General features: G+C 65.9%; 13 protein-coding genes. 2 read left to right on the forward strand and 11 right to left on the reverse strand.

Annotation, left to right across the window (positions count from 1 at the left end):
• The first annotated feature begins 54 nt into the window (after window positions 1-54).
• Window positions 55-468 carry a VOC family protein gene (locus AC1RNC_RS21735; RefSeq protein ID WP_295106389.1) on the forward strand — a complete coding sequence of 138 codons (414 nt, stop codon included), beginning with the start codon at window positions 55-57 and terminating at the stop codon, window positions 466-468.
• An 11-nt stretch (window positions 469-479) separates the two neighbouring features.
• On the opposite strand, the gene AC1RNC_RS21740 is transcribed toward AC1RNC_RS21735, so the two are convergent.
• The gene (locus tag AC1RNC_RS21740; protein WP_492888357.1) at window positions 480-1,328 is read right to left on the reverse strand and encodes an IclR family transcriptional regulator; all 849 of its coding nucleotides are present in this window, start codon (window positions 1,326-1,328) and stop codon (window positions 480-482) included.
• 137 nt (window positions 1,329-1,465) lie between these two features.
• Here AC1RNC_RS21740 and AC1RNC_RS21745 point away from each other — a divergent pair, with 137 nt between their 5' ends.
• Window positions 1,466-1,927 (forward strand): hotdog domain-containing protein, encoded by a 462-nt coding sequence (locus tag AC1RNC_RS21745; RefSeq protein WP_197425302.1) that lies wholly within the window; start codon window positions 1,466-1,468, stop codon window positions 1,925-1,927.
• A gap of 30 nt (window positions 1,928-1,957) precedes the next feature.
• On the opposite strand, the gene AC1RNC_RS21750 is transcribed toward AC1RNC_RS21745, so the two are convergent.
• The 10 genes from AC1RNC_RS21750 to AC1RNC_RS21795 all read right to left on the reverse strand — a co-directional run bounded on the left by AC1RNC_RS21750 (window position 1,958) and on the right by AC1RNC_RS21795 (window position 13,856).
• Window positions 1,958-2,797 carry an NAD(P)H-binding protein gene (locus AC1RNC_RS21750; RefSeq protein ID WP_062099335.1) on the reverse strand — a complete coding sequence of 280 codons (840 nt, stop codon included), beginning with the start codon at window positions 2,795-2,797 and terminating at the stop codon, window positions 1,958-1,960.
• Between the two features lie 107 nt (window positions 2,798-2,904).
• On the reverse strand, window positions 2,905-4,113 hold the full coding sequence (locus AC1RNC_RS21755) for an NAD(P)/FAD-dependent oxidoreductase (RefSeq protein ID WP_062099337.1): 1,209 nt from the start codon (window positions 4,111-4,113) through the stop codon (window positions 2,905-2,907).
• A 121-nt stretch (window positions 4,114-4,234) separates the two neighbouring features.
• Window positions 4,235-5,065 (reverse strand): HpcH/HpaI aldolase/citrate lyase family protein, encoded by an 831-nt coding sequence (locus tag AC1RNC_RS21760; protein WP_062099339.1) that lies wholly within the window; start codon window positions 5,063-5,065, stop codon window positions 4,235-4,237.
• Entirely contained in the window at window positions 5,062-5,511 is a 450-nt protein-coding gene (locus AC1RNC_RS21765; protein WP_062099341.1) for a MaoC family dehydratase, read from the reverse strand. The genes AC1RNC_RS21760 and AC1RNC_RS21765 overlap by 4 nt, the downstream gene beginning before the upstream one ends.
• Window positions 5,511-7,376 carry an acetyl/propionyl/methylcrotonyl-CoA carboxylase subunit alpha gene (locus AC1RNC_RS21770; RefSeq protein WP_492888299.1) on the reverse strand — a complete coding sequence of 622 codons (1,866 nt, stop codon included), beginning with the start codon at window positions 7,374-7,376 and terminating at the stop codon, window positions 5,511-5,513. The genes AC1RNC_RS21765 and AC1RNC_RS21770 overlap by 1 nt, the downstream gene beginning before the upstream one ends.
• 5 nt (window positions 7,377-7,381) lie before the next feature.
• Window positions 7,382-8,983: a carboxyl transferase domain-containing protein gene (locus AC1RNC_RS21775; RefSeq protein WP_492888358.1), complete on the reverse strand. Its 1,602-nt coding sequence runs from the start codon at window positions 8,981-8,983 to the stop codon at window positions 7,382-7,384.
• An 11-nt stretch (window positions 8,984-8,994) separates the two neighbouring features.
• A complete protein-coding gene (locus tag AC1RNC_RS21780) occupies window positions 8,995-10,158 on the reverse strand; it encodes an isovaleryl-CoA dehydrogenase (protein WP_062099353.1) in 1,164 nt (387 codons plus the stop codon).
• 16 nt (window positions 10,159-10,174) lie between these two features.
• Window positions 10,175-11,578 (reverse strand): dihydrolipoyl dehydrogenase, encoded by a 1,404-nt coding sequence (gene lpdA / locus AC1RNC_RS21785; RefSeq protein ID WP_062099355.1) that lies wholly within the window; start codon window positions 11,576-11,578, stop codon window positions 10,175-10,177.
• 4 nt (window positions 11,579-11,582) lie between these two features.
• On the reverse strand, window positions 11,583-12,839 hold the full coding sequence (locus tag AC1RNC_RS21790; RefSeq protein ID WP_062099357.1) for a dihydrolipoamide acetyltransferase family protein: 1,257 nt from the start codon (window positions 12,837-12,839) through the stop codon (window positions 11,583-11,585).
• A gap of 3 nt (window positions 12,840-12,842) precedes the next feature.
• Window positions 12,843-13,856, reverse strand: coding sequence for an alpha-ketoacid dehydrogenase subunit beta (locus tag AC1RNC_RS21795; RefSeq protein WP_062099359.1), 1,014 nt, complete (start codon window positions 13,854-13,856; stop codon window positions 12,843-12,845).
• Between the last annotated feature and the right edge of the window lie 2 nt (window positions 13,857-13,858).

Raw genomic sequence — 13,858 nt, forward strand, 5'->3', positions numbered from 1 at the left:
AGAAAATACCTGCCATCGTCATCTCGGCATGGCGGCAAAAAAGCGGGGTAGTCGATGATCGTCCGCATGGACCACTTCACCGTCATGACGGACCGATTGACCGAGACTCTCGATTTCTACGCCATGCTCGGGCTGACGATGGGGCCAAGGCCCGATTTTGGCGTCGGCGGAGCGTGGCTCTATGTCGGCGATCATCCGCTTTTGCACATCGTCGAGACGACGCGCATGCCCGAGCCGCGGCGCGGGGCATTGGACCACATGGCCTTCTTCGCGCAGGGCTTTCAGGCGGCCGCCGCGCGCATCACCGCGGCGGGCCTAACCTATCGGGTGATCCGCACGCCCCGCCCGTTCAGCTTCTGGCAGCTGTTCTTGCTCGATCCGAACGGCGTCGAAGTCGAGCTCGATTTCGCCGCCGATGAAGCCCCGCCGCCGGACTGGAAGACCCGAGCCGGCCTAGGCGATCGTTGATGACGCGGCGATCAGGTCAAGGCGCTGGTCAGGCGCCGGCCAGCGTCGCGCAGGGCAGTGCCAATCTCTTCGAGCGCGGCGTCTTCATACTGGCCAAGCAGCATCACCCCGACGATGCTGAAGGCCACATCGCCGGTTCGGTCAAACACCGGGGCGGCGATGGTCTGCACCCCTTTGGTGAAGTAGCCCGGGTCGCTGGCCCAGCCGCGCCTCTCGGCGACCTCCACCTGTTCCCAGTAGTCCTCGAAGGTCAGGGGTGTCTGCCAACGCAGAGCCTTGAACGCGGTCTTCAGGTCCTTTCGCGTCCAGCCCAGGTGCGGCGCCATGATCCGGCCCGTCGAGGCCATGAGCACAGGCAGTCGCTGGCCTTCGGCCATTTCAATGCGAACGTTCGCCGGGCTCGGCACGCTCTTGACCAGAATGATCTTGTCGGGCCCCAGTCGCTTCCACAGGGTCACGGTGATGTTGAAGCGATCGGCCAGGTCGCGCATCTGCGGCGTGGCGGTCGCCACACGTTGACCCTCGGTCAACAGATTGCCCATCAGCGTCGTCAAACCAACGCCCACGGTATAGGTCTTGGTGAGCGGATCGAACTCGACGACATCCTCCAGCACCAGAGTGCGAAGGATGTTGAAGCAGGTGCTGGCGTTGAGCCCAAGGCTCCGCGAGATGGTCACCGACCGTGTCGGCCCGCCCGATTCGACCAGAAATTTCAGGATACGGATCGCATTGGCCGCGGGTTTGACGATCACCGTCTTTTCGGAAAGGTCGCTCCCCCCTCCGTCAAGGCTCTCCCCATCGTCGCGGGAGACCGTGCCCACTGCTGATCGCGCCATGCGCACTCCATCTTCGACGAACACCGCCAAATTCAAGCAATTCACTATCAGAATCATACTGAAAGCGAAACATCAGCGCTGCGGCGGGACGCTTCCATACATTCTGATATTCAAATGACGTTTCGCATAGCGCGATCCGAAAACCTTTGGAAGGGTAAGCCTTGGTTGATGAACGCATCGCGCTCTGCAGGGGCTGCCGGGTCGGGGACAGAAGCTGCCGGTTCGGGGCCGACCTATTTAACGCCACGTCTCCCGAAGAGGGGGTGGCATTCGTACAATGTCCCGCCGATTTCGACGGCGGTCCGGAAGTTGCGCACGGCGGATGGATCGCCGGCGTTTTCGACGATGTCCTGGGCCGTTTTCTGACCCATCGCGGCGTCAAGAGTGTGACCGCCACGCTCTCGGTCAGCTTCCTCATGCCCGTCCCGGTTGCGCGGCCGCTCATCCTAAGGACGCGGGTCCTGTCGCGTGAGGGACGGCGTATCACCATGGCGGGCGCGTTGCGCCTCGAGGGCGAGCACCAGGATCGGGCCACGGCCGAAGGGGTCTGGGTCGAGAGGCGACCGGATCATTTCGAGCGGCATCGCGCTCAGATGTCCGCGGATCGTCCCGACACGCCCTGAACGGTTTGTCGATCGAAGGCGATCGGCGCCCTAGAAGGCGTCGCGGAGGGCGTCTTCCATGGCTTGCGGCGGACGCCCAGCAAGTCTTTCGATATCGCCGGTGACAATGTCGAAACCGCCATCGACGAAGCCTTGCCGAATGGACAGCGCGACCTCGACAACATGCGGCGGAAGACCGCTCTGGCTCAGGCCGGCGCGCAACGCCTCGGGGGTCAGCACTGTTGAGGCCAACGGCCTTCCGCTGAGCCTGACGATCAGGTCCAGACGCTCGGCGACCGACCATGTCCGCGGGCCGGTCCCGGTGTAGATGGCGCCCTCGTGTCCGGCCCCTGCCAGGAGTCCGGCCGCGGCGGCGGCAAGGTCCGCGCGCGAGACAAAGGCGACCTTGCTTTCACCAAGCCCGACGAGGGCGCCCTGGTCGAACGCGCGCCGCGCCTCGTCCGCGAAGGATTCGATATAGTAGTTCATTCGCAGAACGCTCCAGCGCGCCGCGGTGCGCATCAGATGCTGCTCGGTGGCGAAGTACGAAGCCCAGACGTCCGGCTCGGGCCTGGCCCTCGCGCCGGACGAGGACATGAAGGCGATATGCGCGACACCGGCTCGGTTCGCCGCGTCGATCGCCGCGATATTCTGCCTGGCGCGTTGGCCAGGCGCGAGCGCTGTCGTTGGAATGATCAGCAGACGGTCAAGGCCGGCATAGGCGGCTGTAAGGCTTTCCGGCTGATCATAGTCGCCGAACCGCGTTTCGGGCGCGGAGAGGTTCGACGGCGTGCGCGATATGCCCACGACGTCATGGCCGCCGCGGCGCAGAAGCTCATCCACGACGCCGGCCCCGAGCTTGCCGCCCGCGCCGCTGATCCCGATCTTCATGTGATGGCTCTCCCCACGCATCGCGACGCCGATGCGAGAATTCGATTCTAATATAAGAATTTTATTCCGGCCGAAGCCGAGCTTTCAAGCGCCCGGCGCGGGTGGCGCTAGACTTCTTTGATTGGGATCGAGACGTCAGCCAGGCGAGCGGGATCCACCTCGCGACGCGACGCCAGCCATTGGCGCCCGACCATGAATTCCGGCGGGCTGTTGATCGCCTCCACCGCCTGGACACGACCCTTGGAGAGGTGAAACAGCGAGAACTTGCGCGCCGCCGGATCGCCGCGCAAAACTACCGCGTCGACGTCGAACGGCATGCCGCCGATCTGCAGCTTGATGTCGTATTGATCGGACCAGAACCACGGCGTCTCGGGCTTTGGCTCGGGCGCGCCGACGATGGCGGCGGCGGCTTGGCGCGCCTGTTCCAGCGCATTGGGCACGCTCTCCAGACGCAAGGTCCTGTCGTAGAACGTCATGGGCCGACGCGTCACGTCACCGATGGCGAAGACGCGAGAATCCGAGGTCCGCGCTCGGCCATCCACGATCACGCCATCATCACACGCCAAGCCCGCAGCCACCGCCAAGTCATCGTTTGGAACGGCGCCAACGCCAACCAACACCGCATCGCAATGGAGCGGCGGCCGACCTGAAAGCCTCACCCCCGACACGTGCCCATCCAGCCCCTCGTATCCTTCGACCGCAACGCCAAAGTAAAAACGGACGCCATTCTGCTCGTGAACGTCGCGAAAGAACGACGACATCACCGGCCCCGCGACCCGGGCCAAAAGGCGGTCTTCACGCTCGAGCACGTCGACCTCGGCGCCCAGCTGGCGCGCTGAGGCCGCGACCTCCAGGCCGACATAGCCGCCGCCGATGATCGCAAGCCGAAAGCCCGGACGGAACCAGGCCTTGATGGCTTCGGCGTCCTCGATCGTGCGCAGTTCAAGGAAGCCCTTCAGATCGCTGCCGGGCAACACCAGCTTTCGCGCCCGCGAGCCCGTCGCCAGGATCAAAGTGTCGTAGGAGAGGGTGTCGTCGGTCGACATCGTCAGCTGTCGCGCCTGGCGATCGATGTTCACCACGCGGGTCGAGGTTCGCAGCTCGACTTGATTTTCGGCGTACCACGCGCGGGGCCGAAGCAGCAGACCATCCTCGCCAACCTCGCCCTTAAGCCACCCTTTCGAAAGCGGCGGGCGCTGATAGGGCGGGTGAGGCTCCTCACCGATCAGAATGATGGGCTGGTCATGGCCGAGCTGTCGAAGAACGGCGGCGGCGGCGCCTCCCGCATGACCCGCCCCGATGATAACCGTGCTCATGACTCGCCTTTCATAGTTTGCGCCGCCATCGCGCCGGCGGACGCAAGCGCCCGCGGCGTCTTCGGCGTCCCGACCGGCACGGCGCCTGCTGATGTTCCGAGACGCCTATCTGGACCCATCCTCACGCCTCGCCAAGAAGACGTAGGGCCTGCTTGAGATGAGGCGCATCCAACATGCGTCCGTTCCATTGCACCGCGCCGGCGCCGGGCGTCTCGGCAAAAGCCGCGACAACCGATCGGGCTTGATCAAGCGCCTCGGCGGTCGGCGTGAACGCCAGGTTTATGGCTTCGACCTGAGACGGATGGATCGCCATCATGCCCGAGAAGCCATCGAAAGCGCCCCTTGCGGCGTAGGCGGCCAGGCCGTCCAGATCGCGGATATTTGGATAGACCGTTTCGATCGCCAGGGTTTTGGCGGCGTGGGCGGCGAACAAGCTGAGCGTGCGGACCAATTGGTAGGGCGCGGTGAGCAGCCCCGCGGCGTCGCGGCTTCCGGCAGCCCCTATGGCGGCGGGCAGGTCCTCGGCCCCCCAGGTCAGCCCGAGCAGACGATCGGCGAAGCGGACGTACTCGGCCATTCGGAACACGGCCAAAGGGGTTTCCGTCGCGATCGGCAGGATCGGCGGCAGCGACAGATCCTTTGCGGCCGCATCCAGGCGGTCAAAGGTCTCGACGCCTTCGGCCTTGGGCAGGACCAGTCCCTGGCTTGCCGCCGCGGTTTGCAGGTCGGCTCGGAGCCATGGGCTGTCCACCGGATTGATGCGGACTAAGCGAACGACGCCACCGACGGCCGCGGCCAAATAGTCGGCGACCGCCTGCCGGGCGAAGGCCTTTCGCGCCGGCGCCACGGCGTCCTCAAGATCAAGGATGATCGCATCGGCGCCGGAGGCGGCGGCTTTGTCGAAGCGCTCCGGCCGGTCGCCGGGGACGAATAGGAGTGATCGCAATTTCATGGGCGTCGAGCCACGAGAGCCGTGCGCTGGCACGAACAAACGACCTCGTCACGCTGGTTCAGTAGCTTGTGCGCGAAGGTTACCAAACCGGCGAGGGGTCGCGATCGACTGTCCTTGAGCCCCACGACCTCCGTCTCGGCGCGCAGGGTGTCGCCGATGAACACCGGCGCGGGCATGACCAGCATGTCGTATCCGAGGTTGGCGACAAGCGTACCCAGCGTCGTGTCGCCCACAGAAAGGCCGACCATCAGGGCGAAGGTGAAGGTGCCGTTGACGAGGATACGGCCAAATTCGCTCGCCCTGGCCGCCTCGGCGTCCAGATGCAGCGGTTGCGGATTGTGGGTCATGACCGAAAACAGGAGGTTGTCCGTCTCGGTCACGGTGCGGCGGATGTCATGCGCCATGCGGTCGCCGATGGTCCAGTCCTCGAAGTGGCGCCCAGCCATCAGTCCGCCCCCGTCTCGATGCGCGCCAGCAGCGCCCCCTCCCCGACCTGGTCGCCGGCCTTGACCACCAGCGTGCGAACGACGCCATCGAAAGGCGCGATCATGCCATGTTCCATTTTCATGGCCTCCAGCGTCAGAAGCTTCTGGCCACGCAACACCGTCTGTCCCGCTTCGACATCAACCGCGATCACCCTCCCAGGCATGGGGCTGAGGATCGCGCCGTCTGACGCGCGGCCGTCGCCGACGCCGTCCACGCGGCCTGGACCGATGGACCAAGCTTCGCCGTCGAGGAACAGGACGTCGCGCCCATCGATCGACGTAACCTGGCCTCTGGCCTCCGGCGCAGGCTCGGCAAGGTGAATAGAGCCCGCCACGTCGACCGCGACGCGGCGCTGAGCTGGCCCGTTGGCTCGAAAGCCGGTCAGGTCAATCCAAGGGCGGCCCATGGGCGCCGAAAGGAGCGCCGAGGCGGCTTCCGCCTGGATCGTTGCGGAGGGTTCGGCGGCTGGGACCAGGGCGGACAGGCCGCGCTCGATGAAGCCCGTATCGACTCTGCCGGCCACGAAGTCGTCATCGGCCGCCGCCCGCGCCAGTAAGGCGGCGTTCGTACGGACGGGCCAGACTTGAACCTGACCGGCGGCGGCGGCGAGCTTGGCGGCCGCCGCCTGGCGCGTCGGCGCATGGACGATCAGCTTGGCGATCATTGGATCGTAGAACGGCGTGACTTCACCGCCTTCGTAAACCCCCGTGTCGATGCGGATATCGCCGGGCAGCCGCAGCCTTGTCAGCGGCCCCGTGGAAGGCAGGAAGCCGGCGGTCGGGTTCTCGGCGTAGAGGCGCGCCTCCATGGACCAGCCGGTGATCTGCAGTTCGTCCTGGCGCTTGGGAAGGCGCTCGCCCGAGGCGACCCGCAGTTGCCACTCGACCAAGTCCTGACCCGTGATCGCTTCGGTCACCGGATGCTCGACTTGCAGCCGTGTGTTCATTTCCATGAACCAGATGCGGTCGGACCGCAGGCCGTCCGAGGCGTCGGCGATGAACTCGATCGTGCCGGCCCCAACATAGTCGACGGCCTTGGCCGCCTTTACCGCCGCCGCGCAGACGGCTTGGCGTACATCGGCCGTCATGCCCGGCGCAGGCGCCTCCTCGATCACCTTCTGATGGCGTCGCTGCAAGGAGCAGTCGCGTTCGAACAGGTGCACGACGTCGCCGTGAGTGTCGCCAAAGACCTGCACCTCGATGTGCCGCGGCGACAGGATGTATTTCTCGATCAGGACCCGAGCATCACCGAACGACGCGTTCGCCTCCCGCTTGCATGAGGCGAGCATATCGAGGAACTCGGCGGAGGCCTCGACCTTGCGCATACCCTTGCCGCCGCCGCCCGCGACGGCCTTGATCAGGACCGGATAGCCCATGGCGTCGGCCTGTGCTCTGAGGTGGTCGGGATCTTGGTTGTCGCCCATGTAGCCGGGGGTCACGGGCACGCCAGCGGCGAGCATCAACGCCTTGGCCGAATCCTTGAGACCCATGGCCCGGATCGAAGACGCGGGCGCGCCGACCCATATCAGGCCAGCGGCCTGCACCGCATCGGCGAAGTCGGCGTTCTCAGACAGGAAGCCATAGCCTGGGTGAATGGCCTGGGCCCCGGTCGCTTTGGCGGCGGCGATGATGCGCTCGCCAAGCAGATAGGATTCTCGAGCCGGCGACGGGCCGATATGCACGGCCTCGTCTGCGAGCTGCACATGCAGGGCCGCGCCGTCAGCGTCGGAATAGACCGCGATGGTGCGCACGCCCAACGCCCGGGCCGTCCGGATGATGCGACAGGCGATCTCGCCGCGATTGGCGATAAGCAGGGACTCGATCATGGACGTCACATCCGGAACACACCGAACGCGGGGCGTTTGGGCAGGGGCGCGTTCAGCGTGGCGGCCAAGGCCAGCCCCAGCACGTCGCGCGTTTGAGCCGGGTCGATGATGCCGTCGTCCCACAGTCGGGCGGTCGCGTAGTAGGGGTTGCCCTCGTCTTCGTACTTTTGACGGATCGGCGCCTTGAAGGCCTCGGCCTCCTCGGGCGTCCACTTGGCCGCGTCGCGGTGGACGGTGGCCAGCACGCTGGCGGCCTGTTCGCCACCCATCACCGAAATCCGCGAATTGGGCCAGGTGAACAGGAAACGCGGACTGTAGGCCCGCCCGCACATGCCGTAATTGCCAGCGCCGAACGAGCCCCCGATCAGGACGGTGATCTTCGGCACGCTGGCCGTGGCCACGGCCGTGACCAGCTTGGCGCCATGCTTGGCAATGCCCTCGGCTTCGTACTTGCCGCCGACCATGAAACCCGAGATGTTCTGCAGGAACAGCAGCGGGACTTTGCGCTGACAGGCCAGCTCGATGAAGTGCGCGCCCTTCTGGGCGCTTTCGGAGAACAGGACGCCGTTGTTGGCCAGAATCGCCACGGGCAGGCCCCAGATGTGGGCGAAGCCGCAGACCAGGCTCGCGCCGTACAGCGCCTTGAACTCGTGGAACGCCGAGCCGTCGACGATCCGGGCGATCACCTCGCGCACATCGTAGGGGGCGCGCACATCCTGCGGCGTCACGCCATAAAGCTCCTCGGCCGCGTATTTCGGCGGCTGTACGACCGAAAGGTTGATCGGCGGCGTGGCCTGCGGCGGCAGGGTCGAGACGATGTCGCGAACGATGGTCAGGGCGTGCTCGTCATTGTCGGCGACATGATCGACGACGCCGGATTTGCGCCCGTGGGTGTCGGCCCCGCCCAAATCCTCGGCCGAGATGACCTCGCCCGTGGCCGCCTTCACCAGCGGCGGCCCGGCGAGAAAGATGGTGCCCTGGTTACGGACGATGACCGTTTCGTCGCTCATCGCTGGGACATAGGCGCCGCCGGCGGTGCAGGAGCCCATGACACAGGCGATCTGCGGGATGCCCTTGGCGGACATGTTCGCCTGGTTGAAGAAGATGCGGCCAAAGTGCTCGCGGTCGGGGAACACTTCGGCCTGATGGGGCAGGTTGGCGCCGCCGCTGTCGACCAGATAGACGCAGGGCAGATAGTTCTGCTCGGCGATCTCCTGGGCGCGCAGGTGCTTCTTCACCGTCATCGGAAAATAGGCGCCGCCCTTCACGGTCGGGTCATTGCAGACGATCATCACCTGGCGCCCCGCCACTCGGCCAATGCCGCAGATCATCCCAGCGCCTGGCGCGCCTTCGGCGTCCGCGGCGGTCGCGTACATGCCGTTGGCGGCCAACTGGCCGATCTCCAGGAAAGGCGACCCGGGGTCCAGGAGCCGATCGACGCGGTCGCGCGGCAGCAGCTTGCCGCGAGAGACATGGCGCTCTCGAGCGCGCGCGTCTCCGCCCAGGCTTGCCTTGCCGACAGCGGCGCGGAGGGCGTCGACCAGAGCGCGGTTATGGCGCGCATTGGCCAAGAACGTGTCGCTCTGGGGCGAGAGCGACGATGTCAGGACCGGCGCGCTCACGAGCCCAGCAGCTCCCGGCCGATCAGGAAACGGCGAATCTCGTTGGTGCCGGCGCCGATGTCATAGAGCTTCGCGTCCCGAACGAGCCGTTCGACGGGCCACTCCTTAGTGTAGCCGGCGCCGCCCAAAGCCTGCACAGCCTCCAGGCTGACCTTCACGGCGTTCTCCGAAGCCAGCAAAATCGCCCCCGCCGCGTCGAAGCGCGTGGTCTTGCCCGCGTCGCAGGCCCGCGCCACCGCATAGACGTAGGCTCGGGCCGAGTTTAGGGCGACGTACATGTCGGCGACCTTGGCCTGCATCAGCTGGAACGAACCGATCGCCTTGCCGAATTGCCTTCTTTCGCGGATGTAGGGCAGGACCACGTCGAGGGCCGCCTGCATGATACCGAGCGGGCCGCCGGACAGGACCGTACGCTCGTAGTCGAGGCCGCTCATCAAGATCCCCGCCCCGCCGCCGACGGGACCCATGACGTTTTCCTCCGGGACCTCGCAGTCCTCAAACACCAGCTCGGCGGTGTCCGACCCGCGCATGCCCATCTTGTCGAGCTTCTTGGAAACGCTGAAGCCCTTCATCCCCTTCTCGATCAGGAAGGTCGTGACGCCACCGCTCCCCTCCCCCGTGCGCACATAGACGACCAGGGTGTCCGCGGTCGGAGAATTGGTGATCCAGAATTTCGTGCCGTTCAGCACGTAGCGGTCGCCCCTCTTCTCGGCTCGCGTCCGCATGGACATGACGTCCGATCCCGAACCGGCCTCCGACATGGCCAGCGATCCAAGGTGTTCGCCTGAAATCAGCTTGGGCAGGTATCTGCGCTTCTGTTCGGGCGTGCCCCAGCGCCGAATCTGATTGACGCAGAGATTGGAGTGAGCGCCGTAGCTCAGTCCGATCGAGGCCGAGGCGCGCGACACTTCCTCCATGGCCACGACGTGCTCGAGATAGCCTAGGCCCAGGCCGCCGAACTCTTCCTCGACCGTGACGCCATGCAGGCCCAGCGCGCCCATCTCGGGCCACAGGTCGCGCGCGAAGGTGTTGGTTTCGTCGATCTCGGCGGCGCGCGGCGCCAGCCGGTCGGCGGCCCAGCGCGCGGTCGTATCGCGGATCATATCGACGGTTTCGCCCAAGCCGAACTCCATCGACTGGGGCGCGAAGGGAATGCTCATGATCAGGTTCCGGGCGTCAAATGTGAATGGCGTGACCGAGCGCCTTAAGGGCGCTCTCGTGGATGGCCTCGCCCAGGGTGGGATGGACATGGATGACGCCGGCGACGTCCTCCAGGACGCCGCCCACTTCCATCAGGGTGGCGAACTCCCCGGCCAATTCCGAACAGTGGCGGCCGACGGCCTGAATGCCGAGGATCCGATGATCGGACTTGCGCGCCAGGATCCGAACAAAGCCGCCATCGTCCCCAGCCTGCATCGACAGCGCGCGGCCATTGGCCTGGAACGGGAATTGACCCACGACGGTCTCGACGCCTTCAGGAGCCTGATCGGGCGTCAGCCCAACGCTGACGATCTCCGGCTCGGTGAAACACACCGCCGCGATGGCGACCGGTTCGAACCGGCGCCGGCGGCCCGCGATGATCTCGGCGACCATCTCGCCCTGGGCTGACGCCTTGTGGGCCAACATGGGCTCCCCGACCAAATCGCCGATCGCCCAGACGTTGGTGGTGGACGTCGCACAGCGCTCATCGACCCTTACGAATGGCCCGTCCATCGCCAGCGCCATTTGGTCGAGCCCCCAGCCCTCGGTTTGGGGCTTGCGGCCCACGGTCACGAGGATGCGCTCGGCCGGCACGACCAGTTGGCGCTCGCCCCCCGCCGTCTGGATCAGCAGGCCCTCCTGGTCCTGACCCAGGGCCTTCGCGCCGAGATAGACCGTGACGCCATGCTTTTCGAGCCAACGCGCCACGGGCGCAGTCAACTGGGCGTCGTAGAGAGGTAGGAGCCGATCCATTGCCTCGATGATCGTGACCTTCGAGCCCAGCTTGGCGAACGCGATCCCCAGTTCCAGGCCGATATAGCCGCCCCCGACCACGGCCAGGGTCGCTGGGACCTCGGGCAGCGACAGCGCCTCGGTCGAGGAGATCACCCGGCCTCCAAAGGGCAGGAACGGCAGCTCGACGGCGGTCGCACCGGTCGCCAGGATCACGTGCTCCGGCCGGATCGTGACCGGCCCTTCGGGGGTTTCGACGGTGCAGGTCTTGGCGTCGGAGAAACTCGCCCAACCGACCACGGACTTCACCTTGGCCTTGCGCAGCAATCCGGCGACGCCGCCGCTGAGCCGATCAACGATCGCGTCCTTCCACCCGACGGTCTCCTCGAACCGCAAGGTCGGCGCCTGGTTCAAGTGAATGCCGAACCTCCCCATCTCGGCGCTCGCCATTACCGCCTCTTCATAGAGACCGGCCGCATGGATCAGGGCCTTGGACGGAATGCAGCCCCGCGTCAGGCAGGTGCCGCCCAACCGACCGCTTTCGACGAGCACCGTGTCCAGCCCCAGCTGGCCGGCGCGGATGGCCGCCACGTAGCCGCCCGGGCCGCCGCCGATGACCAGGACCTTGGGTCTGAGAGTCTCGGTCATCGCATCAGTCCATAAAGATCAGGGCGGGATGTTCGAGCAGCCGCTTCACGCGCTGGACGAACAGGGCGGCGTCGTAGCCGTCGACGATGCGGTGATCGAAGGCCGAGGACAGGTTCATCATCTTGCGGATGGTGACGAACGAGCCTTGAACCATCGGTCGATCCACCAGCTTGTTGGGATTGAGGATGGCGACCTCGGGATGGTTGATGACCGGCGTCGAGACGATGCCGCCCAGGGGGCCCATGCTGGTGAGCGTGATGGTCGATCCAGAGAGCTCGTCGCGCGACGCCGAGCCATCGCGGACGGCCTTGGCCAACCGGGCGACCTCACGGGCGCAATCCCAAAGGTCTCGCGCTTCGGCGTGGCGCACGACCGGAACAATCAGGCCGTTCGGCGTCTGGGTGGCGATGCCGATGTGCACGCCCTGGTGAGCGTGCAGCACGCCGTTATCGTCGTCATAGAGCGCGTTGACCTGAGGAAAGTCCGGCAATGCCTTGACCATCGCCCGCATGATGAACGGCAACAGCGTCAGCTTGGGCTGATCTTCGGCGCGGTGTTCGTTGAGGTCGAGCCGCAGCGCCTCCAGCTCCGTCAGGTCGCATTCCTCGACATAGTTGATGTGCGGAATGCGGCGCTTGGCCTCTTGCATCTTCTCAGCGATCTTGCGGCGCAGACCGATGATACGCGTGTCCTGGACGCCGGTGCGGGCAACCAGACCCGAGGCGCCGGCGCTCTTTCCATCGGACGCCAGGAAGGCGTCCAGATCGTCGGGCGTGATCCGGCCGCCAGGGCCGCTGCCAGGCACTTGGGCGAGCGTCACGCCCAGATCGAGCGCGCGCCGGCGGGTCGAAGGCGCGGCAAGCGGCGCCTCTCCAGCCGGGCGGCCGGACGAAGCGCCCGGACGCGGCGGCGCCACCGGCGCGGTCCGCGTGGGTTCGAGGGCGGACGGCGCGCTCGCCTTGGTGGGAACCGGCGCGGCGGGAGAAGCCGCTAGAACGGCGATAGGCTCAGCCTCGCCTGCCTCGCTGTCGAATTCGATCAGTACGGCGCCGACGGGCATCATGCCGCCAATGTCGCCATGAACGGCGGTTACAACGCCCGCGACGGGCGAGCTTAGTTCGACCGTGGCCTTGTCGGTCATCACCTCGGCCACGTTCTGGTCTTCCTCGACCTTGTCCCCGATCTTGACGAGCAAGGCGACGATCTCGGCCTCGGCGACGCCTTCGCCGATATCGGGCAAGCGGAACATATAGCGCCCCATGGCCTAGTCCTCCATCGCGCTTTTGAGCGCCGCGGCCAGTCGCGCCGGTCCCGGGAAATAGTCCCACTCGAACGCGTGCGGATAAGGCGTGTCCCAACCCGCGACCCGGCGCACGGCGCTCTTGAGGTGGTAGAAGCAGCGCTCCTGAACCAGGGCCGACAGCTCTCCGCCGAAGCCCCCGAACCGCGAGGCCTCGTGAAGGATGACACATCGTCCGGTCTTCTTGACCGAGGCCACGATCGCCTCAACGTCGAGCGGCACGATGGAGCGCAAGTCGATCAGTTCGGCGTCCACGCCGCTGTCTTCGATCCCGGCCAAGGCGACGTGGACCATCGTGCCATAAGCCAACACGGTGGCCTCGCGTCCCTCGCGCACGATCGCGGCCTTGCCGAGTGGCACGGTGTAGCGTTCGGCGGGGACCTCGGCCTTCGGATCGCCGGCCCAGGTCTTCAGCGCCTGGTCGTGACGTCCGTCGAATGGTCCGTTGTAGAGCCTCTTCGGCTCCAGGAAGATCACCGGATCATCGTCCTCGATCGATGCGATCAAAAGACCCTTGGCGTCGTAGGGATTGGACGGGATGACGGTCTTCAGGCCGGTAATATGGGCGAAGATCGCTTCGGGCGACTGGCTGTGGGTCTGGCCGCCAAAGATCCCGCCGCCATACGGCGAGCGCACCGTGATCGGAGCCCAAAATTCGCCATTCGAACGATAGCGCAGGCGCGCGGCTTCCGACACTAGCTGATCGAAGGCTGGTAGAATGTAGTCGGCGAATTGAATTTCGGGGATTGGGCGCAAGCCATAGGCCCCCATGCCGATCGCCGCGGCGACGATGCCGCCTTCGGATATCGGGGCGTCAAAGCAGCGGGTCAGGCCGTGCTTCTTCTGAAGCCCGTCGGTGACGCGAAACACGCCACCGAAATAGCCGACGTCCTCGCCAAAGATCAGGGTGTCGGGGTCCTCGGTCAGGACGACGTCGAGCGCGGAGTTCAGCGCCTGGATCATATTCATGGTGGGCATGG

Source organism: Caulobacter sp. GW822-FHT01G02 (assembly GCF_058802865.1).

Excerpts from the sequence above, each read along its gene's own strand:
- AC1RNC_RS21735 (WP_295106389.1), top strand. The coding sequence starts at position 55 with ATGATCGTCCGCATGGACCACTTCACCGTCATGACGGACCGATTGACC.
- AC1RNC_RS21750 (WP_062099335.1), bottom strand. The coding sequence starts at position 2,797 with ATGAAGATCGGGATCAGCGGCGCGGGCGGCAAGCTCGGGGCCGGCGTC.
- AC1RNC_RS21755 (WP_062099337.1), bottom strand. The coding sequence starts at position 4,113 with ATGAGCACGGTTATCATCGGGGCGGGTCATGCGGGAGGCGCCGCCGCC.
- AC1RNC_RS21760 (WP_062099339.1), bottom strand. The coding sequence starts at position 5,065 with ATGAAATTGCGATCACTCCTATTCGTCCCCGGCGACCGGCCGGAGCGC.
- AC1RNC_RS21765 (WP_062099341.1), bottom strand. The coding sequence starts at position 5,511 with ATGGCTGGGCGCCACTTCGAGGACTGGACCATCGGCGACCGCATGGCG.
- AC1RNC_RS21770 (WP_492888299.1), bottom strand. The coding sequence starts at position 7,376 with ATGATCGAGTCCCTGCTTATCGCCAATCGCGGCGAGATCGCCTGTCGC.
- AC1RNC_RS21780 (WP_062099353.1), bottom strand. The coding sequence starts at position 10,158 with ATGAGCATTCCCTTCGCGCCCCAGTCGATGGAGTTCGGCTTGGGCGAA.
- lpdA (WP_062099355.1), bottom strand. The coding sequence starts at position 11,578 with ATGACCGAGACTCTCAGACCCAAGGTCCTGGTCATCGGCGGCGGCCCG.
- AC1RNC_RS21790 (WP_062099357.1), bottom strand. The coding sequence starts at position 12,839 with ATGGGGCGCTATATGTTCCGCTTGCCCGATATCGGCGAAGGCGTCGCC.
- AC1RNC_RS21795 (WP_062099359.1), bottom strand. The coding sequence starts at position 13,856 with ATGCCCACCATGAATATGATCCAGGCGCTGAACTCCGCGCTCGACGTC.